Annotated in this window: 15 protein-coding genes; 3 read left to right on the top strand and 12 right to left on the bottom strand. The window is 71.1% G+C overall.

The genetic code is table 11. The features are described from left to right. Positions 1 to 15: 15 nt before the first annotated feature. A complete protein-coding gene (locus ACZ6K0_RS15075) occupies positions 16 to 3,624 on the bottom strand; it encodes a bifunctional glycosyltransferase/CDP-glycerol:glycerophosphate glycerophosphotransferase (RefSeq protein ID WP_469233546.1) in 3,609 nt (1,202 codons plus the stop codon). 580 nt (positions 3,625 to 4,204) lie between these two features. Here ACZ6K0_RS15075 and ACZ6K0_RS15070 point away from each other — a divergent pair. Continuing rightward, positions 4,205 to 6,520 (top strand): bifunctional glycosyltransferase/CDP-glycerol:glycerophosphate glycerophosphotransferase, encoded by a 2,316-nt coding sequence (locus tag ACZ6K0_RS15070; RefSeq protein WP_469233548.1) that lies wholly within the window; start codon positions 4,205 to 4,207, stop codon positions 6,518 to 6,520. Between the two features lie 99 nt (positions 6,521 to 6,619). On the opposite strand, the gene ACZ6K0_RS15065 is transcribed toward ACZ6K0_RS15070, so the two are convergent. The 10 genes from ACZ6K0_RS15065 to folC form a co-directional block, all read right to left on the bottom strand. Continuing rightward, positions 6,620 to 8,548: a TIGR03960 family B12-binding radical SAM protein gene (locus ACZ6K0_RS15065; RefSeq protein ID WP_376405919.1), complete on the bottom strand. Its 1,929-nt coding sequence runs from the start codon at positions 8,546 to 8,548 to the stop codon at positions 6,620 to 6,622. Between the two features lie 52 nt (positions 8,549 to 8,600). Beyond that, a complete protein-coding gene (locus ACZ6K0_RS15060) occupies positions 8,601 to 10,283 on the bottom strand; it encodes a CYTH and CHAD domain-containing protein (protein WP_469233550.1) in 1,683 nt (560 codons plus the stop codon). Between the two features lie 15 nt (positions 10,284 to 10,298). Beyond that, positions 10,299 to 11,498, bottom strand: a complete 1,200-nt coding sequence (gene rodA / locus ACZ6K0_RS15055; protein WP_376405915.1) for a rod shape-determining protein RodA — start codon at positions 11,496 to 11,498, stop codon at positions 10,299 to 10,301. A 4-nt stretch (positions 11,499 to 11,502) separates the two neighbouring features. Further along, positions 11,503 to 13,749, bottom strand: coding sequence for a penicillin-binding protein 2 (gene mrdA / locus ACZ6K0_RS15050; protein WP_376405913.1), 2,247 nt, complete (start codon positions 13,747 to 13,749; stop codon positions 11,503 to 11,505). A 19-nt stretch (positions 13,750 to 13,768) separates the two neighbouring features. After that, entirely contained in the window at positions 13,769 to 14,437 is a 669-nt protein-coding gene (gene mreD, locus ACZ6K0_RS15045) for a rod shape-determining protein MreD (protein ID WP_376405911.1), read from the bottom strand. Then, entirely contained in the window at positions 14,434 to 15,414 is a 981-nt protein-coding gene (gene mreC, locus ACZ6K0_RS15040; RefSeq protein WP_469233553.1) for a rod shape-determining protein MreC, read from the bottom strand. Before mreC ends, mreD begins: the two co-directional genes overlap by 4 nt. 211 nt (positions 15,415 to 15,625) lie before the next feature. Continuing rightward, on the bottom strand, positions 15,626 to 16,645 hold the full coding sequence (locus ACZ6K0_RS15035) for a rod shape-determining protein (protein WP_376405907.1): 1,020 nt from the start codon (positions 16,643 to 16,645) through the stop codon (positions 15,626 to 15,628). Between the two features lie 270 nt (positions 16,646 to 16,915). Continuing rightward, positions 16,916 to 17,329, bottom strand: coding sequence for a nucleoside-diphosphate kinase (ndk, locus tag ACZ6K0_RS15030; protein WP_376405905.1), 414 nt, complete (start codon positions 17,327 to 17,329; stop codon positions 16,916 to 16,918). A 66-nt stretch (positions 17,330 to 17,395) separates the two neighbouring features. After that, positions 17,396 to 17,770 carry a DUF4233 domain-containing protein gene (locus tag ACZ6K0_RS15025; protein WP_469233555.1) on the bottom strand — a complete coding sequence of 125 codons (375 nt, stop codon included), beginning with the start codon at positions 17,768 to 17,770 and terminating at the stop codon, positions 17,396 to 17,398. 5 nt (positions 17,771 to 17,775) lie between these two features. Next, a complete protein-coding gene (gene folC, locus ACZ6K0_RS15020; protein ID WP_376405901.1) occupies positions 17,776 to 19,275 on the bottom strand; it encodes a bifunctional tetrahydrofolate synthase/dihydrofolate synthase in 1,500 nt (499 codons plus the stop codon). Positions 19,276 to 19,375: 100 nt separating this feature from the next. On the opposite strand from folC, the gene ACZ6K0_RS15015 reads away from it, so the two are divergent. Beyond that, on the top strand, positions 19,376 to 20,398 hold the full coding sequence (locus ACZ6K0_RS15015; RefSeq protein WP_469233556.1) for a rod shape-determining protein: 1,023 nt from the start codon (positions 19,376 to 19,378) through the stop codon (positions 20,396 to 20,398). A 96-nt stretch (positions 20,399 to 20,494) separates the two neighbouring features. Here ACZ6K0_RS15015 and ACZ6K0_RS15010 read toward each other — a convergent pair whose 3' ends face one another. Continuing rightward, positions 20,495 to 21,634 carry a sensor histidine kinase gene (locus ACZ6K0_RS15010; protein ID WP_376405897.1) on the bottom strand — a complete coding sequence of 380 codons (1,140 nt, stop codon included), beginning with the start codon at positions 21,632 to 21,634 and terminating at the stop codon, positions 20,495 to 20,497. A gap of 102 nt (positions 21,635 to 21,736) precedes the next feature. Between ACZ6K0_RS15010 and ACZ6K0_RS15005 the strand changes: the two genes are divergently transcribed. Beyond that, on the top strand, positions 21,737 to 22,885 hold the full coding sequence (locus tag ACZ6K0_RS15005) for a PAS domain-containing sensor histidine kinase (RefSeq protein ID WP_376405895.1): 1,149 nt from the start codon (positions 21,737 to 21,739) through the stop codon (positions 22,883 to 22,885). Positions 22,886 to 22,943: the final 58 nt, after the last annotated feature.

Below are 22,943 nucleotides of genomic sequence, written 5' to 3'. Positions count from 1 at the left end.
CGCCCGGGGCACCGCCTACAGCGGCGCGCCGTCCTGGGCCGTCTTGAACATCAGGTCGGCGAGGCGCTCCGCCGCGTGACCGTCGTCGAGGTCGCAGAACTGGTGGTGGAACTCGTCGTACTTCTCCTGGTACGCGACCGCCACCTCGTCGATCTCCTCGATGGCCTGGAGCAGGTCGTCCGAGGTCTCGACCAGCGGGCCCGGGGCGTCCTGCTCGAAGTCGAAGTAGAAGCCGCGGAGCCGGTCGCGGTAGTGCTCCAGGTCGTACGTGAAGAACAGCATCGGACGACGCAGGTGGGCGTAGTCGAACATGACCGAGGAGTAGTCCGTGATCATGATGTCGGCGGCCAGGTAGAGGTCCGCGATGTCCGGGTACTCGGAGACGTCGAAGACGAAGCCGTTACCGGCGCCCGGGATGCTGTCCACGATGTTGGAGTGGCGCCGGATCAGGAAGACGTAGTCGTCCCCGAGGCGGCGGCGGGCCTCGTCCAGGTCGACCCGGAGGTCGAACTTGAACTGGCCGCGGGCGTGCGAGAGGTCGTCGCGCCAGGTCGGCGCGTACAGCACGACCTTCTTGCCCTCGGGCAGTCCGAGGCGCGCCTTGACCTCCCGGGCCCGCTCGTCGCGGTCCTCGGCGTACAGGTAGTCGTTGCGCGGGTAGCCCGTCTCGGCGATCAGGCCGTTGTAGCCCATGGCGCGCTTCAGGATCGGCGTGCTGAAGCGGTTGGAGGAGACGAGGATGTTCCAGTTCGCCGCCTCCTGGACCAGGCGCTCGTGGTAGTTCGGGTCGAACTTGGGCGCCTCGATGTCCAGGCCGATCTTCTTCAGCATCGTGCCGTGCCAGGCCTGCACGATCACCTGTCCCGGCCGCCGCTTGATCCAGTGCGGGAGGTGGGCGTTGGTGATGATGTAGCGCGAGCGCGCCAGGGCGTCGTACCAGTCGGTGCCCTGGAAGCGGACCGCTTCGAGCGTGTCGGGGAGCTCGACCTGGCCGTCGCGGACCAGCCACCGGTGCTTCAGGTCGGAGCCGCGGCGCAGCAGCTCCTCGTGGACCGCGCGCGGGCTGTCCGAGAACTGCTTGCCGTTGTAGCTGATGTACAGGACCTCGTCGCGCAGCGGCAGCTCGCGGCCGCGCTCGTAGACGTCGGTACGCAGCTGGTACTGGCGGTTGGCGCCCCGCTCCAGGTCGGTGAGGTCGGGCAGGCAGTTGAGCTGGGGGTGGTCCTGCCAGTGGACCTCCATGCGGTAGTCGCGGCCGCTGTGCGAGCCCTCCAGCGGGAACTGGGAGACCGCGAGCCGGTCCACGACGAGCGGCAGGGGCTGCTCCGCGTCGGAGGTCTCCAGGCGGAGCACCCAGCGGCCCGCCTTGAGCGGCAGCCGGCCGTTGGTGCCCGTCATCGCGGAGGGGCGGAAGGAGGCCTCGAAGGTGCCGTCCGGCAGGACGTTCAGCGGGACGGTGCGCTCGTCGAAGCGGCCCTTGGCGCTGATGACGAGGCGGTGGTCCGACAGGTCCACGGGCGCGGCGCCGCGGACGAGGAAGGTCCCGTCGGCGAAGGCGACGCCGGTGATCCTGGCGCGCAGCGGGCGGCCGGAGAACTTCAGGTAACCGTTGGCTCCGGAGAGGACGGCCACCTCGTTCTGCATGGCTTCCTCGCCGAACTCGGCGGGCAGGGGAATCTGGAGGTCGGCTATGCCGTCCTGGACGACGACCTTGGCGGAGCGCTGCTCCTGGCCCGGCTCCGTGACCCGTATCTGGGTGCTCCAGTTGCGGCGCATCGTCTTCGCGGCGTCGGCGCCGCCGCCGGAGGCGGCCTCGGCGCTGTCCTGGTGCTCCGGCAGCAGGGCCACGTCGCGCAGGGGCACGCGGATCCGCAGCTGGGTGCGCCCGCCGGTGACGCCGAGGACCTCCACCGGGTAGGTGAGCGCCTCGCCGCTGTTCTGGTTGGCGACGCGGAGGACGATCTCGGTGCCCATGGGGAAGGTCTCGCGGAACACGCCGTCGACGACGATCTCGTCGCCTTCGGCCTTGAAGCCGCTGACGACGACCGGCACCTTCTCGATGCGGAGCTTGAGCGCCGCGCGACGGACCTCCGGGACGATCCGGAAGTCGTCGTCGAGCCACTGGTAGGGCGGGTAGGTCAGGCGGTCCGTGCCGTACGAGTGCACGGAGCGGGAGCGCACGAGGCCGCCGGACATGACGCGCATGCCCACGTGCCAGAGGCCCTCCTGCCACTTGCCGCCCTTGCGGAACCGGGCGGGGTCGATGACCGTCTCCCAGCCGGCCCAGTCGAAGCTGTGGCCCCGGCCCTTGTGCCCGGAGGCGGTGGTGGCCTCGGGGGCGAAGATGTTGCCGAGCGGGACGAGGACGCGGCGCTGGGTGCCGTCCTTCTTCAGCTGGAGCAGCTTGACGACGCTGCGCTTGCCGTTCTGGTCGACGCGGTCGATCCAGGCGTGGCCGGACAGCTTCAGCTTGCCGTCCTCCCACGTCAGGTCGTCCAGCGGAGACCGCAGCTGGAGGTCCTTGTCGACGCGCAGGAGCTTCTTGGGCACCAGGTCGCCGCGGGCTTCCAGCGCCGAGTAGCGGGCGTACTTGCGGACGACGCCGTCGAGCCCGACCGGCTCGCCGAGCCGCTCCGCCTCGATGAAGTCGATCAGCTCGGTCGCGGCGTGCTTGCGGACGAGCAGCCACTTGACGCGCAGCGCCGTGGGCAGCGTGCCGATCAGCTTGACGTCGATCTGGTCGAGGAACCTGTTCGCGACCCGCATGAACTCGGTGCGGTACTCCTCGTCGCCGTCGGGCATCACGTTGAGGAAGATGCGCAGGTCGCCGGTGAGGACGGTCTTGTCGTACGCGAGCTTCAGCGCGTCGGCGGCGGGGTCGTTCTGCTCGGCGAGGAACCGGCTGACGTGCTCGCAACCGGAGGCCCGGTCCCGGGCCGCCTTGGGCTCGTTGCGGCGCTGGGTGATCGACGGGTTCGACTCGCCCTCGCGCAGCCGCCAGTAGTACGTGGCGTCGCTGATGATGTCGACGGACTCGGCGAGGTACTGGGCGGGCACGATGACCGGGGTGTCCTCGTACAGCACGCCCTCGGGGAAGCGCAGGCCGTGCTGCTCCCAGAAGTCGCGCCGGAAGAGCTTGTTGCAGGCGAGGCGGTCCGTGAGGAGGTTCCGGTTCTCGCGGACGTGCGTGCGCTGCACGGCGCCCCGGGAAAGGAACCGGTGCATCGGCGACTGCCACACGCGGGTGGAGTTGATGTGCTCCACGTTGCCCGTGGCGAAGGAGGAGCCGGTCTCGTCCAGGCTGCTGATCATGAGCCGGAAGGCGTCCGGCGGGATCATGTCGTCACTGTCGACGAACGTCACGAACTCGCACTCCGGCGCCAGGCTGTCGAGTCCCGTGTTGCGGGCGGCACCCAGGCCGGCGTTCTCCTTGCGGATCAGCCGGAACCGGGCGTCCTTGTCGGCGAACTCCTGCGCGATGGCGTTGGAGTCGTCGGTGGACCCGTCGTCGATCATGAGAACTTCCAGGTCCTGGAAGGTCTGCACGGCCAACGAGTTGAGGCAGGCGGGGAGGTACTCCGCCACGTTGTAGATCGGGACGATGACGCTGAGCCGGGGTGCCATGGAGTTCTGCGTTCCTTTCTGGTTCAGACCCGCTCGACGAGCTCGAGCGCCTGAGGGGGTGACGGGGCGTGCCAGGGGATTTCCGGCGGCCGGCCGGGGGGCGTCGTCGCCCTCCGGGACGGATCCTCCGGGCGACGTGCTGGGCCGCACGCCCGCCGTCGAACTGCAGTACTTGTCCCGGTACCCGGTTCGCAGCTTAGCCGCCGGGTTCCGGCCCGACCTGGACGGACGAGGGCCTGGCCCCGCCCCGGGAACCGGGGGGTGACCAGGGACACAGAAGAACGCAGGACCGTTTCCGCGCGCCCCGGCATGCGGGAACGCGCGTGACGTATGGGGACCACCAGGGTCGCTCGGGACATTCCTCACCGGTCCATCGGCCTGCATGACTGTGCGGCGGTCCCCGACCGCCGCAGCACTCCAGGATAGACGATCCGCAATTCGGGCGTTCTCCTGTCGTTGGGCCCTCCCTCACCCGCAGGGAGGGGGCCGTTTACCGCACAGGCGGGCGCACGCGGTTTCCGGGGTGCGGAAAGCCTCCGGCATACTGCGCTTGAGCGGTTCGACTGAGGAGACACGACGCATGCCGGCTGCAGCTACCCCCCGATTCAGCGTGATCATCCCGGTGTACGGGGTCGAGGGCTACATCCGCGAGTGCCTCGAATCGGTGACTACGCAGAGTTACCGGAATTTCGAGGTCATCGCGGTCGACGACTGCTCCCTCGACGGCAGCGGCGCCATCATCGACGAGTTCGCCGCGCGCGACCCGCGGGTGCGCGCCGTCCACCGCGCCGAGAACGGCGGCATCGGCGCCGCCCGCAACACCGGCGTCGAGCACGCCCGCGGCGACTACCTGCTCTTCCTCGACGGCGACGACTCCATCCGCCCCGGCTCCTTCGAGGCCATGGCGGAGCGGCTCACCGCGGCCGAGGACCCCGAGGTCCTGCTCCTCGACCACGTCCGCACCTACGCGGACGGCACCGTCGAGACCAGCAACTCCGGCCCGTTCCTGGCCGGCATCCGCGACCAGGTCGTCCGCTCCACCGACCACCTCGAACTGCTGCGGATGTTCGCCGTGGTGTGGAACCGCCTCTACCGCCGCGACTTCTTCACCGGCGAGGGCTACGCCTTCACCGACGGGCTGTACGAGGACGCGCTCATGGTCTACACGTCCATGGCCGTCGCCCAGCGCGTCGCGAGCCTGGAGTACGTGGTCGTCGAGTACCGGCAGCGCCGGGTCGGCAGCTCCATGCGCAGCAGCTCCCCGCGCAAGCACTTCGTGATCTTCGACCAGTACCGAAGGGTCTTCGAGTACCTCGACGGCCGCCCCGGCCTCGACGAGTACCGCAAGACCGTCTTCGGGCGGATGATCTCCCACTTCCTGTTCACCTTCGCCCGTGACTTCCGTATACCCAAGGGCCACCGCCGCGCGTACCTGAAGCAGGCGTCCAAGGTCTACCGCAGCCTCGAACCCAAGGGCTTCACGCCGCCGCCCGGCGTCCTCGGCCTGAAGTTCAAGGTGCTGAAGAGCGGCTCGTACACCGGGTTCGAAGGCCTCAAGGTGGTCAACGGCACCCGCGAGGCGGGCATGCGCTCCCTCGGCCGGTCCAAGCGCTGGGGCGGCCGCAAGGCCCTGCGCGCCTACTACGCCGTGCAGCGCCGTCTCCCCGTGGACGAGAACCTCGCCGTGTACTCGGCGTACTGGGGCCGCACCCCCAGCTGCAACCCGCTCGCCGTGCACGAGGCGGCCAGGCGGCTCGCGCCCTCCGTCCGCGGGGTGTGGGTCGTCAACCAGGAGTACGCCGCGAGCCTCCAGCCCGGCCTGAAGCGGATCGCCCCGGCCACCTTCGGCTACTGGAAGGCGCTGGCCCGGGCCAAGTACCTGGTCAACAACGTCAACTTCCCGGACGCCGTGATCAAGCGCCCCGGCCAGATCCACCTCCAGACCCACCACGGCACCCCGCTCAAGCGGATGGGCCTGGACCAGCAGCAGTACCCGGCCGTCGCCCGCAGCATGGACTTCGACAAGCTGCTGGAGCGCGTCGACCGCTGGGACTACAGCGTCTCGTCCAACGGGCACTCCACCGAGAACTGGGAGCGCGTCTACCCGGCCGCCTTCCAGACCCTCAACACCGGCTACCCGCGCAACGACGTCTACTACCGCGCCACCGCGGCGGACGTCCGCCGGATCCGCGGCGAACTCGGCATCGCGCACGACAAGACGGCGATCCTGTACGCCCCCACCGTGCGCGACCACCAGAAGGACGCCTTCGTCTCCCGGCTGGACCTCGCCCGCTTCGCCCGCGAACTCGGACCGGACTTCGTCCTGTTGGTCCGCGCCCACTACTTCTACGGCGGCGACCCGGAGTTGAACTCCCTCGCCGAGCGGGGCGCGCTCGTCGACGTGTCGCGGCACCCGTCCGTCGAGGAGCTCTGCCTGGCGGCGGACGCACTGGTCACGGACTACTCGTCGATCATGTTCGACTACGCCAACCTCGACCGGCCGATCGTCACGTACGCCGACGACTGGGAGGCGTACCGGACCTGCCGCGGCGTCACCTTCGACCTGCTCTCCGGCGAGCCCGGCGACAGCCCCGGCGTGCTCACGACCACCGAGGACCAGCTCATCGAGGCGTTCCGCAGCGGCGCCTGGGAGGGCGAGCCGGCGGCCGCGCTGCGGCAGGCCTTCCGGGAGCGGTTCTGCACCTGGGACGACGGCTTCGCCGCCGAGCGGGTCGTCCGCCGGGTCTTCCTCGGCGAGGAGGCCCTGCGACCGGCCGTCGTGCCCGTCGCCGAGCGCACCCCGGCCCCGTCGCCGCGCCTGGCCGAGGGCACCGGACCGCGCCGCCCCCGGCAGGAGGACCAGGACGAGCTGACCTCGGCCGGGTCCGACCACTAGGACACGGAAAAGAGGCGCCCGGAGGGATTTCCCTCCGGGCGCCTCTTCGTTGTCCCGCTACTTCACGACCGCTACCTCACGACCGCTACTTCACGACCGCTACTTCACGACCGACAGCGGCAGCAGCTTCTTGCCCGTCGGGCCGACCTGGATCTCGGTCTGCATCGCGGGGCAGACACCGCAGTCGAAGCACGGCGTCCAGCGGCAGTCCTCGACCTCGGTCTCGTCGAGCGAGTCCTGCCAGTCCTCCCAGAGCCAGTCCTTGTCGAGACCGGAGTCCAGGTGGTCCCAGGGCAGGACCTCCTCGTAGGTGCGCTCGCGGGTCGTGTACCAGGCGACGTCCACACCGAAGTCGGGGAGCGTCTTCTCGGCGCACGCCATCCAGCGGTCGTACGAGAAGTGCTCGCGCCAGCCGTCGAAGCGGCCGCCGTCCTCGTACACCGCGCGGATGACCGAGCCGATGCGACGGTCGCCGCGCGAGAGGAGGCCCTCGACGATGCCGGGCTTGCCGTCGTGGTAGCGGAAGCCGATCGAGCGGCCGTACTTCTTGTCGCCGCGGATCTTGTCGCGGAGCTTGCGCAGCCGCTCGTCCGTCTCCTCGGCCGACAGCTGCGGGGCCCACTGGAAGGGGGTGTGCGGCTTGGGGACGAAACCGCCGATGGAGACGGTGCAGCGGATGTCGTTCTGGCCGGAGACCTTGCGGCCCTCGGCGATCACGTTCATCGCCATGTCGGCGATCTGGAGGACGTCCTCGTCGGTCTCCGTCGGCAGGCCGCACATGAAGTACAGCTTCACCTGGCGCCAGCCGTTGCCGTACGCGGTGGAGACGGTCCGGATGAGGTCCTCCTCCGAGACCATCTTGTTGATGACCTTGCGCATGCGCTCGGAGCCGCCCTCGGGGGCGAAGGTGAGGCCGGAGCGGCGCCCGTTCCTCGTCAGCTCGTTGGCCAGGTCCACGTTGAACGCGTCGACACGGGTGGACGGGAGGGACAGGCCCACCTTGTCCTCCGTGTACCGGTCGGCCAGGCCCTTCGCGATGTCACCGATCTCGGTGTGGTCGGCGGAGGACAGCGACAGGAGGCCGACCTCCTCGAAGCCGGTCGCCTTGAGGCCCTTCTCGACCATCTCGCCGATGCCGGTGATGCTTCGCTCCCGCACGGGGCGCGTGATCATGCCGGCCTGGCAGAAACGGCAGCCGCGGGTGCAGCCGCGGAAGATCTCGACGGACATGCGCTCGTGGACGGTCTCCGCGAGCGGGACGAGCGGCTGCTTGGGGTACGGCCACTCGTCGAGGTCCATGACGGTGTGCTTCGAGACGCGCCACGGCACGCCCGACCTGTTGGGCACGACACGGCCGATGCGGCCGTCCGGCAGGTACTCGACGTCGTAGAACGCCGGGATGTAGACCGAGCCGGTCTTCGCGAGACGGAGGAGGACCTCCTCGCGGCCGCCCGGCCTGCCCTCGGCCTTCCAGGTGCGGATGATCTCGGTCATGTCGAGGACGGCCTGCTCGCCGTCGCCGACGATCGCCGCGTCGATGAAGTCCGCGATCGGCTCGGGGTTGAAGGCCGCGTGGCCGCCGGCGAGCACGATCGGGTGGTCGACGGTCCGGTCCTTCGACTCCAGCGGAATGCCGGCGAGGTCGAGGGCGGTCAGCATGTTCGTGTAGCCGAGCTCCGTCGAGAAGCTCAGGCCGAAGACGTCGAAGGCGCCGACGGGACGGTGCGAGTCGACCGTGAACTGCGGGACCTTGTGCTCACGCATGAGCTCCTCGAGGTCCGGCCACACGCTGTACGTGCGCTCGGCGAGGACGCCCTCGCGCTCGTTGAGCACCTCGTACAGGATCATGACGCCCTGGTTGGGCAGACCGACCTCGTACGCGTCCGGGTACATCAGCGCCCAGCGGACGTCGGCGGACTCCCACGGCTTCACCGTGGAGTTCAGCTCTCCACCGACGTACTGAATCGGCTTCTGCACGTGCGGGAGCAGAGCTTCGAGCTGCGGGAAGACAGACTCGGCAGCAGACATCTCGAACCTTCGTGAGCTGGCAGGGGGGCGACTCTCAAGCGTACCCCGGTGCTCAGCGGGTCAGCGCCGCCCGGATCCCCGGGGCCGAGGCCCGGGCCCAGACGCCGGGGAGGTCGCGCTCCCCTTCGGCCGCCGCCGCTTCCTCGCGGCCGTGGAGAAGTCCCCAGGTGAAAGCGGATTCCCCGGCCGCGTGGGCCTGGGTCGCGAGCTCCCGCAGGGCCTCGCGGGCGACGACGCCGTCCTGGTGTTCGCCCAGGAGGGACTGGACGGACTTCACACACCGGGCGACCTTCCGCGCGGGCTTCCCGAGGGTGGGGGCGGCTGCCTCGGCGGCGTACCGGGCGCGCTTGGCGGCCTTGCGGGCCGCGTGGAGCGCGAGGTCGCGGTCCTCTCCGGGCGCGAGGGCGAGGGCGCGGTCGACACGGGCGCCGAGGCGGGCGTGGTCCTTGAGGACGGCGCGGGCGAGGACCGTACGGGCGTCGCGGGCCGCGGCCTTCCGCAGGGGCGGATCGGCGAGCAGCTCGTCGAGGGTGTCGAGGAGGGCGAGGTAGCGGGCCGAGTCCAGCGCGGCGAGGGTACGGCGCCGGCCGCCCCGGGAGCGGACGGCGTTCCAGCTCCGCAGCCGGCCGCGGACGGGACCGAGGCGCAGGGTCCGGGGCAGCGCGTCGATCCGGCCGCGCAGCCGCTCGGTCAGGACCTCCTGGTCGCGGGCGGCACCGAGCTCGCCCGCCAGCCACCGCAGCTCCGCGCCGACGGGCTCGGTGACGTCCCGGTCGAGGACCTTCCGGTACGTCCGGAACGCGCTGCGCAGCCGCCGGCAGGCGACCCGCAGCTGGTGCAGGGCATCGGGCAGGTCCCGCCGGACGGCCGGGTCGAGCGCCACGATCGCGTCGACCTGCTCCCGCACGTAGCCGAGCACGGCATACCCGGCGGTCCCGGAAGCCGGTGCCGGCGGCGGCGTCCCCGGGGTTCCGGCCTCGTCCGCTCGGCGCGCCCGCTTCCCGGCGCGCGCGGAGCCGGAAGCCGGTGCCGGCGTCCCCGGGGTTCCGGACCCGGTCCGCGGCGGCGTCCCCGGGGTTCCGGACCCGGTCCGCGGCGGCGTCCCCGGGGTTCCGGACCCGGTCCGCGGTGCCGTCTCCGTCAGGGCCCTCGCCAGTTTCGAGGCGGACGCCGAGGCGTGGATGCCCGCCTTCCCGAGTCGCTTCCCGATCGCGTCGAGAAGGGCGGTGCCCTCGGCCTCGTCCGCTTCGTCGGCGAGTTCGACCTCGATCTCCGTCCAGCCGGCCTCCGCTCCCCCGGGCAGCCGCTCGGCGCGCACCGTGTCGACGGACAGCTCGGCGAGGAGCCGGCCGGTCGCGTCGACGAGGTGGCGGACGTCCCGTGCGGAGCGGAGGCGGACGACGGGGACGACCTCGCCGCCGCGGACCCGGGAACGCAGAAGCCCCGCCAGCTCACCCGGGAGGGTGTCGGCCAGCGGGGCCCTGATCTCGTCGCGGATGCCGGAGGCGACGGGGAACTTGAGGTGCCAGCCCTCGTCGCTCCCGCCCGTGCGCCGCCGCAGGGTGAGCGCGTCGGCGGCGAGCCGCAGGTCGGGCGTGTCGTAGTAGACCGCGTCGAGTTCCATGACGCCCCGGTCCACGACCGCCGAGACGCCGGGGACCCGGGTGAGGTCCGGTACCCGGGTCTCCCCCGTGGCCTCGTACTTCCGCTCGACCTCGCGCTTCGTCTCCGCCATGAGACGAATCTAGTCCTACGCCGTCATCGGGCGCTGTACGCGGATCGACTGCAACAGCCCGATCGCCACCCAGACCGCGAACATCGACGAGCCGCCGTACGACACGAACGGCAGCGGCAGGCCCGCGACCGGCATGATGCCGAGCGTCATGCCGATGTTCTCGAAGGCCTGGAAGGCGAACCAGGCGATGATGCCGGCCGCGACGATCGTGCCGTAGAGCTCGGTGGTCTCGCGGGCGATCCGGCAGGCCCGCCAGAGCACGATCCCGAGGAGGACGAGGATCAGGCCGGCGCCGACGAAGCCCAGCTCCTCCCCCGCGACCGTGAAGACGAAGTCGGTCTGCTGTTCCGGGACGAACTGGCCCGTCGTCTGCGAGCCCTTGAAGAGGCCCGCGCCGAGGAGGCCGCCGGAGCCGATCGCGATGCGGGCCTGGTTGGTGTTGTAGCCGACGCCCGAGGGGTCGAGGTCGGGGTTGGCGAAGGCCGCGAAGCGGTTGATCTGGTACTCGTCCAGCATGCCGAGCGCGGTGACGAGGACCGCACCGCCGACGCCCGCGCCGATCAGGCCGAGGACCCAGCGGTTGGAGGCGCCGGAGGCGAGCAGCACGCCGAGGACGATGACGGCCATGACCATGACCGAGCCGAGGTCGGGCATCAGCATGACGATGCCCATGGGGAGGGCGGCCAGTGTGAGGGCCTTGGCGACGGTGCGGTGGTCGGGGTGGAGCTGGTCGCCCGCGTCGACCTTGGCGGCCAGCAGCATCGCCATGACCAGGATGATCGTGATCTTCACGAACTCGCTGGGCTGGAGGGAGAATCCGCCGCCGACGACGATCCACGCGTGGGCGCCGTTGATGGTGGCGCCGAGCGGGGTGAGGACGGCGAGGATCAGCACGATCGACAGGGTGTAGAGGATCGGGACCGCGCCGCGCAGCGTGCGGTGGCCGAGCCAGATCGTGCCGATCATCAGGGCGACCCCGATGCCGGTGTTGAGCGCGTGCCGGAAGAGGAAGTAGTACGGGTCGCCGTTGTTCAGCTCGGTGCGGCCCCGGGTGGCGGACCACACGAGGAGCGCCCCGATGAAGGAGAGCGCGAGCGCCGACAGCAGGATCGGCCAGTCGAGGCGGCGGAACACCGAGTCGCGGGCGGTCAGCCTGGCGAGCGTGCCGCGCTCGGGGGCGTACCGGGAGACGGAGAAGCCGTGGGGTGCGGTCATCGGTTCAGTCCCTCCGCCCGGTGGCGGGCGGGCCCGCGAGTGCTTGGTCGTCCGGGTCGGCCGGATCGGCTGCCGGGTCGGCGGCGGGGTCGGCTGCCGTGGCCGTGCCGTCCTGCTCCTTCAGCGGGTCCACCTTCTGGGCCTCGGGGTCGTACGGCTTGGTCTTCGGGGCGTCGATGGAGCCGTCGGCCTCGATCTTCGGCAGGGTCTGCTGCGGCTGCGGCAGCAGGGCCCGCTTCAGGTCCTGGTTGCCGGCGTCGTCGAGTCCGTAGAGCGCGTCGTAGATGTTGCGCACGGCGGGGCCGGAGGCGCCGGAGCCCGTACCACCCTGGGCGATCGTCATGATGATCGAGTAGTCCTTGGTGTACGTGGCGAACCACGAGGTCGTCTGCTTGCCGTAGACCTCGGCGGTACCCGTCTTGGCGTGCATCGGGATCTTGTCCTGCGGCCAGCCGCCGAACCTCCAGGCGGCCGTACCGCGGGTGGCGACTCCCGCGAGGGCTTCCTCTATCAACGCCTGCGTCTTGGTGTCCATGGGGAGCTTCCCGTGGGACTTGGGCTTGATCTCGGTGACCTTCTTGCCGTCGGGGCTGACGATCGCCTTGCCGACGGTGGGGTTCCAGAGGGTGCCGCCGTTGGCGATGGCGGCGTAGATGGTGGCCATCTGGATGGGGGTGACGAGGGTGTCGCCCTGGCCGATGGAGTAGTTGACGGAGTCACCGGCGCGCATGAGGTTGCCTTCGAGGCAGTTCTCGTAGGAGAGCTGCTGGACGTAGGTGCCGCCGCGCTTGCCGATCTTGCACCAGTAGTCCTTGTTGGCCGCCCAGAAGTCCTGCTTCCACTTCCGGTCGGGGACGCGGCCGCTGACCTCGTTGGGGAGGTCGATGCCGGTCTCGGCGCCGAGGCCGAACTGGTGGGCCGTCTTGTAGAACCAGTCCTTGGCGTCCTTCTTCGGCTTCATGCCGCCGTCGTTCAGCCACTGCTGGTGGGAGAGGGCGTAGTAGACGGTGTCGCAGGAGACCTCGAGGGCCTGGCCGAGGGTGATGGAGCCGTGGCCCTGGGACTCGAAGTTCTTGAAGACCTGGCCGCCGATGGCGTACGAGGAGGGGCACGGGTAGCGCCCGTTGAACTCGTATCCGGCGTTGACGGCGGCGGTCGTCGGGATGACCTTGAAGATCGAGCCGGGGGCGGCCTGGCCCTGGATGGCCCGGTTGAGGAGCGGGAAGTTGGAGTCCTTGCCGGTGAGGGCGGCGTAGTCCTTGGCGGAGATGCCGCCGACCCAGGCGTTGGGGTCGTAGTCGGGCTGCGAGGCCATGGCGACGATCCGGCCGGTCTTGTTCTCCATGACGACGACGGCGCCGGAGTCGGCCTTGTAGTTCTCGCTGGTGTTCTTGTCGAAGACCTTGCGGGCCTCGACCATCGCGTTGTGCAGCTCCCACTCGGCGACCGCCTGCACGCGGGCGTCGATGGAGGTGACGACGTTGGAGCCGGGGACGGCGGGGTCGTTCTTCGCCTGGCCGATGACCCGGCCGAGGTTGTCGACCTCGTAGCGGGTGACGCCGGCCTTGCCGCGCAGCTCCTTGTCGTACGTGCGCTCCAGGCCGGAGCGGCCGATCTGGTCGGAGCGGAGGAACGGCGAGTCGCTGTTCTTGGCCTTCTCGATCTCGCCGTCGGTCACGGGCGAGAGGTAGCCGAGGACCTGGGAGGTGCGGGACTTGCCGGGGGCCGGGTAGCGGCGGACGGCGGTCGGTTCGGCGGTGATGCCGGGGAAGTCCTCGGCGCGCTCGCGGATCTGGAGGGCCTGCTGGGTGGTGGCCTCGTCGGTGACGGGGATCGGCTGGTACGGCGAACCGTTCCAGCAGGGCTTGGGCGTCTTGGAGTCGCAGAGCCGGATCTTGTTGATGACGTCCTCGGGCTTCATGTCGAGGACGGCGGCGAGCCGGGTCAGGACGGCCTCGCCCCGGTCCTTCATCTTCATGAGCTCGGTGCGGGACGCGGAGACCACGAGCCGGGTCTCGTTGTCGGCGAGCGGGACGCCCCGGGCGTCGAGGAGCGAGCCGCGGACGGCGGGCTGGACGACCTGCTGGACGTGGTTGTTCTTCGCCTCGTCCGTGTACTCCTTGCCGTTGCGGATCTGGAGGTACCAGAGGCGGCCCCCCAGCGTCAGGAGCAGCGAGAAGACGAGGATCTGGATGACGACGAGCCGGATCTGGACCCGCGGGGTCCGCCCGGTCTCGGGAATGTTGGTCATACTGCCGGGACCCCCTCGGTCACAGTCGCTTGACTCCCTTGATGCGTCCGGCCCGTGCGGCGCGGCTCCGGGCGGACTTCACGCGCAGGCCACCGCGCTGGGTGCCGATCCGCAGGCCTGTGCCGGAGGAGAGCCAGCCGGACGCGACGTCGGCGCCGTTGCCCCCGCCGGCGTCGGCGAGCGGATCGTTCTCGGCCCGGCGGGCCAGGGCCATGATGAGCGGCACGGTGAACGGCGCGAGGAGCAGGTCGTAGACCGCCGCGGTGAACAGCAGGAAGCCGAGGCCGACATGGCGGGCGGCGGTGTCGCCGACGAGGGCGCCCACGCCCGCGTACAGCAGGGTGGAGCCGACGGCCGCGGCGACGACGACGGCCATGGGGCCGGTCGCGGAGGTCAGCCGGCCGTTCTCGGGCTTGGCGAGGCCGACCAGGTAGCCGATGACGCAGAGCACGAGGGCGTAGCGGCCGGCGGCGTGGTCGGCGGGCGGGGCGAGGTCGGCGAGGAGACCGGCGGTGAACCCGATGAGGGAGCCGCCGACGGGGCCGTAGACCAGGGCGAGCGCGACGACGGTGAGGAGCACCAGGTCGGGGACGGCGCCGGGGAGTTGCAGGCGGGCCAGGACGGAGACCTGCACGACCAGGGCGACCACGATCAGGGTCGCGGAGAGGAGGATGCGGTTGAACTTCACGGTGTCGCGTCCCCCTGGTCCTGGCCCTGCGTGTTCTGGCCCTGCTGGTCGGCGTTCGGCTGCTGTCCGTCCGGTGGCGGCGGGCTGACCGTGACGGTCACGGTCGGCGCGGGCTTGGGCTTCTGCGGCAGGACCGTGTCGCGGGGGTCGGAGACCGGGGCCTGGACGACGACGCCGACGATGTCGAGCTTGGTGAAGCCGACGTACGGGCGGACGTAGATGTTGCGGGTCAGGCCGCCGCCCGCCGGGTCGACGCGGACGACCTCGCCGACCGGGACGCCGGGCACGAAGGGCTTGTCCGCGCGCGAGCCGAAGGTGACGAGCCGGTCGCCGTTCTTCACCTTGGCCTTGCCGTTGAGGAGCTGGACGAGCAGGGGGCCGTCGCCCTGGCCCGTGGCGAAGCCGAGCTCGTCGCTCTTCTCCATGCGCGTGCCGACGGTGAAGTCGGGGTCGTTGGCGAGGAGGACCGTGGAGGTGGACGGGCCGACCGTGGTGACGCGGCCGACGAGTCCGGAGCCGTTGAGCACGGTCATGTCCCGCTTGATGCCGTCGCGGGCGCCGACGTCGACGGTGACGGTCCAGGAGAAGCCCTGGGCCGCTCCTATGGCGATGACCTGCGCGCCCTTGATGCCGTACTGCCCGGCGCCGGCCGTCTTGAGCATGGCGTCGAGCTCGCGCAGCCGGTTGCGGTTGCGGTCGTCGCTGCCGAGCTCGGCCTTGAGCTCGGCGTTCTCCTTCTCCAGGGCGGCGATCCGGGTGTGCCGCTCACCGGAGTCGCGGACCGCGCCTATGGCGTTCCCGATGGGGTCGACGGCCGCCGCCACACCGTTCTCGACGGGCCCGAAGACCGCGGCGGCGGCCTGTCGGGCACCGTCGACGGGTGACTCCTGGCCTCCGCGGATGTCCACCGTGATCAGTGCGAACGCGATGGCGATCAGCAGCACCAGGAGCAGCCGGCTCTCTCGTGTGTCCCTCACGTGCGGCGGCCGTGCCTTTCCTCGTGGTTCGTTCTTCGGCTGTGCTTGTTCTCTTGTGGGGGTTCCGCGTGGTGCGTCCGTACGGGTGCTTCCGCGTGGTGCGTTCGTGCGGTGCGTCCGTACGGGTGCTTCCGCGTGGTGCGTTCGTGCGGTGCGTCCGTACGGGTGCTTCCGCGTGGTGCGTCCGTACGGGTGCGTCCGTCCGGTGGTGCTAGCGGCGCGGCTGGGCGTCGAGGACCTGCTGGAGGGCCTCGAACTCCTCCACGCACTTGCCGGAGCCCAGCACCACCGAGTCCAGCGGGTCCTCGGCGATGTGGATCGGCATGCCGGTCTCTCGGCGGAGCCGCTCGTCGAGGCCGCGCAGCAGGGCGCCTCCACCGGTGAGAACGATGCCGCGGTCCATGACGTCACCGGAGAGCTCCGGCGGGCACTTGTCGAGGGTGGTCTTCACCGCGTCGACGATCGCGTTGACCGGCTCCTCGATGGCCTTGCGGACCTCGGCGGCGGAGATGACGACCGTCTTGGGCAGGCCGGAGACGAGGTCGCGGCCCCGGATCTCGGTGTGCTCGTCCTTGTCGAGGTCGTAGGCCGAGCCGATGGTGATCTTGATCTGCTCGGCGGTCCGCTCACCGAGGAGGAGCGAGTACTCCTTCTTGATGTGCTGGATGATCGCGTTGTCCAGCTCGTCGCCGGCGACCCGGATCGACTGTGCCGTGACGATTCCGCCGAGGGAGATGACGGCGACCTCGGTGGTGCCGCCGCCGATGTCCACGACCATGTTGCCGGTGGCCTCGTGGACGGGGAGGCCCGAGCCGATGGCCGCCGCCATGGGCTCCTCGATGATGTGCACCTGGCGGGCACCGGCCTGCGTCGAGGCCTCGATGACGGCGCGGCGCTCCACGCCGGTGATGCCCGAGGGCACGCAGACGACGACGCGGGGGCGGGCCAGGTAACGGCGCTTGTGGATCTTGAGGATGAAGTAACGGAGCATCCGCTCCGTGATCTCGAAGTCGGCGATCACGCCGTCCCTGAGCGGGCGGACGGCGACGATGTTGCCGGGCGTCCGGCCGATCATCTTCTTCGCCTCGGCACCGACCGCCAGGATGCCGCCGGTGTTGGTGTTGATCGCGACGACGGACGGCTCGTTCAGAACGATGCCCCGCCCCCTGACGTACACCAGCGTGTTGGCGGTCCCGAGGTCGACAGCCATGTCACGGCCGATGAACGACATTGAGTTCCCCTTGATTTCCCATGGCTGAGAGTGGTGCGGCGTGGAGTTTTCCATCGTAGTGCCGCCCGTGCGGATGCCGCGCGTTGGTCCACCTCAGTACTGGTGACGGCAGGACGCGGCGATCCGTTCCCGGGATTGGCGTTCATATGCCTGGGGGCGACCGAAATTCCTTCGGTCGCCCCACAGGGTTGTGCTGATCGACTGACGCCGGGTCAGCGCCGATCGCGCGATCGTGCGGATCGGCGCGGTCCTTCGGATCAGCCGAGCGGATCAGACGAGACCCGGGAAGAAGATCTTCAGCTCGCGGAGCGCCGAGTCCTCGGAGTCCGAGGCGTGGATCAGGTTCTCGCGGACGATGGTGCCGAAGTCGCCGCGGATGGAGCCGGGCGCGGCGGCGATCGGGTCGGTCGGGCCCGCGAGCTGGCGGACGCCCTCGATGACCCGCTCGCCCTCGACGACGAGCGCGACGACAGGACCGGAGGACATGAAGCCCATCAGCGGCTCGTAGAAGGGCTTGCCCTTGTGCTCGCCGTAGTGCTGCTCCAGCGTGTCCTGGTCCAGCTCGCGCAGCTCCAGGGCCGCGAGGGTCCAGCCGGCCTTGCGCTCGATACGACCGATGATCTCGCCGATCAGGCCACGGCGGACGGCGTCGGGCTTGAGCAGGACGAGCGTGCGCTGGCTCACGGGGGAACTCCTTCGGAAATGCGGTGTGCGGGACCTCCGAGGCTACAGGGCCCGCACGCCCCTCGATTACGCAGCGTCAGGCCCTGCCGTGGCCTGCGCGGCCTGCCCGGCCTGCGACTCGGCCCAGCGCGCCTTGATGTCGTCGACCTTCCGGCCGTAGTGCACCGAAGCCCACCACAGGACGGCGAAGGCCGCCCCGAGGACGAACATGACCGGCACGAAGAAACCGCTGGCGATCAGGCCGATCTGGAGGGCCCAGCCGAGCTGTACGCCGCCGGGGCGGGTGACCATCCCGCACAGCAGCACCGACAGGACCATCGCGACGCCGCAGACCGTCCAGACGGTGGACATCGCCAGGCTGTCGTCCTTCATGGCGACGAGACCGGCGAACCCGATCACGAAGAACTCGCCGATGAGCGTCGAGGAACAGAGCATGCGCATCGGATTCAGCCCCTTCGCAGCAGCAGCCGGGCGTCGCCGACCGTGAAGATCGAACCGGTCACGAGGACTCCCGCACCGCCGTACTCGGCCTCTTCCTCCGCGAGGGTGATGGCCGCTTCGAGCGCGTCGGGCAGCCGCGGCTCGACGACGACCCGGTCCTCGCCGAAGACCTCGACCGCGATCGCGGCGAGCGCGTCGACGTCCGTGGCCCGCGGGTTGGAGTTCGCCGTGATGACGACCTCCGCGAAGATCGGCTCGAAGGCCTCCAGGAGACCCCGGGCGTCCTTGTCGGCGCTCGTGGAGACCACGCCGACGAGCCGCGAGAAGCCGAAGGACTCACTGACGCCCTCCGCCGTCGCCCGCGCGCCGTGCGGATTGTGCGCGGCGTCCAGGATCACCGTCGGCGAGGTGCGGACGATCTCCAGGCGGCCGGGCGAGGCGACCTGGGCGAAGGCCCGTCGGACCGTGTCCGCGTCCAGGGTCCGCGCGTGGTCCGCGCCGATCCCGAAGAAGGCCTCGACCGCCGCGAGCGCCACGGCCGCGTTGCGCGCCTGGTAGGCGCCGTGCAGCGGCAGGAAGACGCCGTCGTACTCGCCGCCGAGGCCGCGCAGGGTGAGGAGCTGGCCGCCGACCGCGACCTCGCGGGAGACGATGCCGAACTCCATGCCCTCGCGGGCGACGGTGGCGTCCGCCTCGACGGCCTTCTTCAGCAGGACCTGGGCCGCGTCCACCGGCTGCTGGGCCAGGATGACGGTCGCGCCCTGCTTGATGATCCCGGACTTCTCGCCGGCGATCTCGGCGGTGGTGCCGCCGAGCCGGTCGGTGTGGTCGAGGTCGATCGGGGTGACGACGGCGACGGACCCGTCGATGACGTTCGTCGCGTCCCAGGTGCCGCCCATGCCGACCTCGACGACGGCCACGTCGACCGGGGCGTCGGCGAAGGCCGCGTACGCCATGCCGGTGAGGACCTCGAAGAAGGAGAGGCGGTACTCCTCGCGGGCGTCGACCAGCTCCACGTACGGCTTGACGTCCTGGTACGTCTCGACGAACCGCTCGGCGGAGATCGGGGCGCCGTCCAGGCTGATCCGCTCGGTGATCGTCTGCACGTGCGGCGAGGTGTACCGCCCGGTGCGCAGCTCGAAGGCGCCGAGCAGCGCCTCGATCATGCGGGCCGTCGACGTCTTGCCGTTGGTGCCGGTGATGTGGATCGAGGGGTACGCGCGCTGCGGCTCGCCGAGCACGTCCATCAGGGCCGCGATCCGCGTGACCGACGGCTCCAGCTTGGTCTCGCCCCAGCGGGTGGACAGCTCGGTCTCGACCTCGCGCAGCGCCTTGTCGAGCTCCGGGTCCTCGGGACGGCTCGGCACGGGGTCACCCTGGACCGGGCCCCCCTGCGCACGCAGGGTGCGGCTGCCGGCCTCGATCACCGCCAGGTCTGGGTCGCGCGTTGTCTCGTTGTCGACGGTGTCGTCGAACTGGTCACTCGGGTCGCTCGGCTCGCTCACGGGCCCAGTCTACGGAGGGGTACCGACAGGACCATGGACCCACCCCTTTCGGGACTTTCGGTCCCCCGTCCGCCGGAGCCGCCGGGCAAACTTGGCGATCATGGACATAGGGATCGACCTCGGCACGGCCAACACGCTCCTCTACGCCCGGGGCCAGGGCATCGTGCTCAACGAGCCGTCCGTGGTGGCGGTCCAGGAGGGCTCGCGGCAGGCGCTCGCGGTCGGCACCGAGGCGAAGGAGACGATCGGCCGGACACCCGGCTCGATCAGCGCGATCCGCCCCCTGAAGGACGGCGTGATCAGCGACTACGAGGCGGCCGAGGAGATGATCCGGCACTTCGTGCGCAAGGCGGTCCCGGGCCGCCGCCGGCCCCGCACCCGGATGGTGGTCTGCGTGCCGAGCGGCGTGACCCAGGTCGAACGGCGGGCGATCGTGCACGCCTCGCTGTCGGCGGGGGCGCGGGCGGTGCACCTCATCGAGGAGCCGATGGCGGCGGCGATCGGGGCGGGGCTCCCGGTCTCCGACCCGCGCGGCTCGATGGTCGTCGACATCGGCGGCGGGACGACCGAGGTGGCGGTGATCTCCCTGGGCGGGATCGTCACGGCCCAGTCGCTGCGGGTCGGCGGCGACCGCCTCGACGCGGCCGTCACCGACTTCGTCCGCAAGGAGCACTCGCTCCTCATCGGCGAGCGCACGGCCGAGGACGTCAAGGTCGCGATCGGCTCGGCGTGGCCGGTGCCCGGCGAGGAGGAGCGGGAGCGGCGGACCTTCACCGTGCGGGGGCGGGAGAAGGTCAGCGGGCTGCCCCGGACGGTGGAGCTGACGGTGCCGGAGGTGCGGGAGGCGCTCGACGAGCCGGTGGAGGCGATCATCGCGGCGGTGCGGGCGACCCTGGAGGAGTGCCCGCCGGAGCTGTCCGGCGACGTGATGGAGCACGGCATCGTCCTGACCGGCGGCGGGGCGCTGCTGCCGGGCCTCGATCTGCGGCTGGCGTCGGCGACGGAGATCCCGGTCTTCGTCGCGGACCGGCCACTGGACTGCGTGGCGCTGGGCTCGGGCCGGTGCGTGGAGGACTTCGACAGCCTCCAGCGGGTCATGGGGAAGGCGGAAAGGGTCCGCTAGCCGGTCCGGCGGTCCGGGCCCGTCCGGTCGGTCGGTCCGGCGGATCAGGCCTGTCCGGTCGCCGGTCGCGACCCCGGCCGATCCGCCGGACACCCCCTAGCGGTTCAGGCCCGCCGGGAGCAGTGCCGTCACCGCGTAGGCGCCGTCCTCCGCGCGGGCCTTCAGCGTGCCGCCCATGCTGACGACCCGTTCCTCCATGGAGAACAGCCCGGTCCCCGTCGAGACGGGCGCCGGGTCCGGCGGGGTCTTCGGCAGCGGGTTGCGCACCTCGATCCGCAGGTCGGGCCCCTCCACCGTGATCGCGACCGTCACCGGCAGGCCCGGCGCGTGCTTGGCGGCGTTCGTCAGGCACTCCCGGACGACCCGGTGGACGGCCGCCTGCCGCAGCGGCGACAGCGCCTGGGCCGCGTCCGCGACCGCCAGGTCCACGGGGCTGCCCATCCGCTCGCTCTCCTCGGCGAGCGCGGCGAGCCCTTCGAGGCCGGGGGTGGCCGCGTCCCGCTCGGCGCGGCGCACGATCGTCTCGTTCAGCATGAGGTGGGCGCGGCGGGCGGTGTCCGCGAGCTCCTCGAAGTCCTTCTGGTGCGCGTCGCCCCGGGCCCGTACGGCGAGGACCTCGGCCCGTACGGCGAGGACCGTGAGCTCCCGGCCGACCAGGTCGTGGACGTCCCGGCCGACGGAGATCCGCTCCTCCTGCACGGCCTGCCGGGCGGCGGCCTCGCGGCGCTGGACCTCCAGGGCGCGCACGAGGTCCTGGCGGTACGCGGCGATGCCGACGCCCGCCGCGAGTACGCCGATCGGGACGACGATGCTGAGGAAGTCGCTGAGGGTGTCGCCGTGCCGGGCGGGCCAGCCGGGCGTCTGGAAGAGGGCGTAGGCCACGCCGATGTAGAGCACGGTGGCGACGACGGCGGCCCGCCGCCCCCGGAACCGGCCGATCGAGTACAGCGCGAACTGGATCATGGTGAGCTCGTGGAGCCACCCCATCAGGCCGAGCGCCACGAGGTACGGGACCCACGGCAGCCGGCGCCTGAGCACCAGCGTGGCCGCCCCGGCCGCCAGGACGAGGGTCGCGGTGACCCCGGTCAGCGAGTTGTCGGCGCGGGCGAGGCCCGGCACGTCGAGGACCATCAGGCCGAAGGCGCTCAGCGCGGCGATGACGTCGAGGGCGCGGGGCGAGACGGCCCACCGGTCCACGCAACGGCGCAGTGCGGGGACGGTGGGGAGGCGGGGCATGCCGTCCATCATCCAAGGTCTTTCGTCCCGAAGCCGTGGACCCGAAGTCCCTTCTGATGTGAGATCGGGCACTTCGCCCACATTGCTGTTTGACTCAGAAATGTGCACGAAGCATCCCAGGAGCAGCTGTCCTTCGCCGCCTCGCTCCTCGACGCCCTCCCCCAGGCGGCCCTCTTCCTCGACCGCGACCTGCGCGTCGTCCGGGTGAACCGCCGCCTCACCACCCTCCTCCGGCTGCCCGAAGGAATCGACCTCTCCCCCGGTACGCCGCGGGAGCGGATCATCGGCCATCTGGCCGGGATGCTGGACCGGCCGGAGGAGCGGGACCGTCTCCTGGAGGAGAGCGAGACGCGCGGGCCCGTCACCCGCGTCACCGACTACCACCTGCGGGACGGCCGGGTGCTGCGCCGCCGCCGGGCCCCGGTCGGCGACGGCGACCGGCCGCTCGGGCACCTGTGGCTCGTGGAGGACGTGACGCGGCAGCGCGAGGCGGAAGACGGTCTGTACGAGCAGGTACGGAAGCTGGTGGCGCTCGCCGACGACCGGGCCGCCTTCGCCGGGCGGGCCCTCCACGAGCTGCGGACCCCGCTCGCCACCGTCCTGAGCTTCGCCGAACTGCTCCTCGACCCGGTCTCCGGGCCGCTGAACCCGGAGCAGACCTCGTACGTGGACGCCATCCGGCGCAACGCGCTGCGGATGCGGTCGGTGTCCGAGGACCTGCCGAGGGCGGCCGCCGGCGTGCCCCGCGCGGAGCCGAGGCTCGGCGAGGTCCTCGTCGACGAGCTGATCGAGCGGGTGGTCCTCGAAGCGCTCCAGCGGGCCGAGGGCGACGGCCCGTACATCGCGGCCGACTGCCCGCCCGGCGGCCCGGCGCTCGTCGCCGACGGCGGGATGCTGACGGGGGCCCTGGAGGAGCTCCTCGGCAACGCGCTGCGCTTCACCCCGGAGGACGGCCGGGTCGAGGTCGTCGGCCGGCCCGCCGGCGACCACTGGACGATCCAGGTCAAGGACACCGGCATCGGAATCCCCCTGGAGTACCACGAGGAGATCTTCACCCCGTTCGTCCGCGCGCCCAACGCCCGCCGCGAGGGCTTCCCCGGCACCGGGCTCGGCCTGGCGGGCGCCCTGGACGCCGTACGGCTGCACGGCGGGACGATCGCGGTCCGCGACCGCGAGGGGCAGCCGGGCGCCGTCTTCACCGTACGGCTGCCGCTCACCGGCCGCGGCGCAGCCGGAACGGCCCGCCCGTGACCACGCCGCCGACCGTGACCACGCCGCCGATCGTCACCGCGCCGCCGACCGGGAGCCG

It is taken from the genome of Streptomyces sp. NPDC042346, assembly GCF_055581845.1.
Note: the sequence above shows the minus strand (reverse complement) of the source record. Positions and strands in the feature narration are given on the sequence as shown.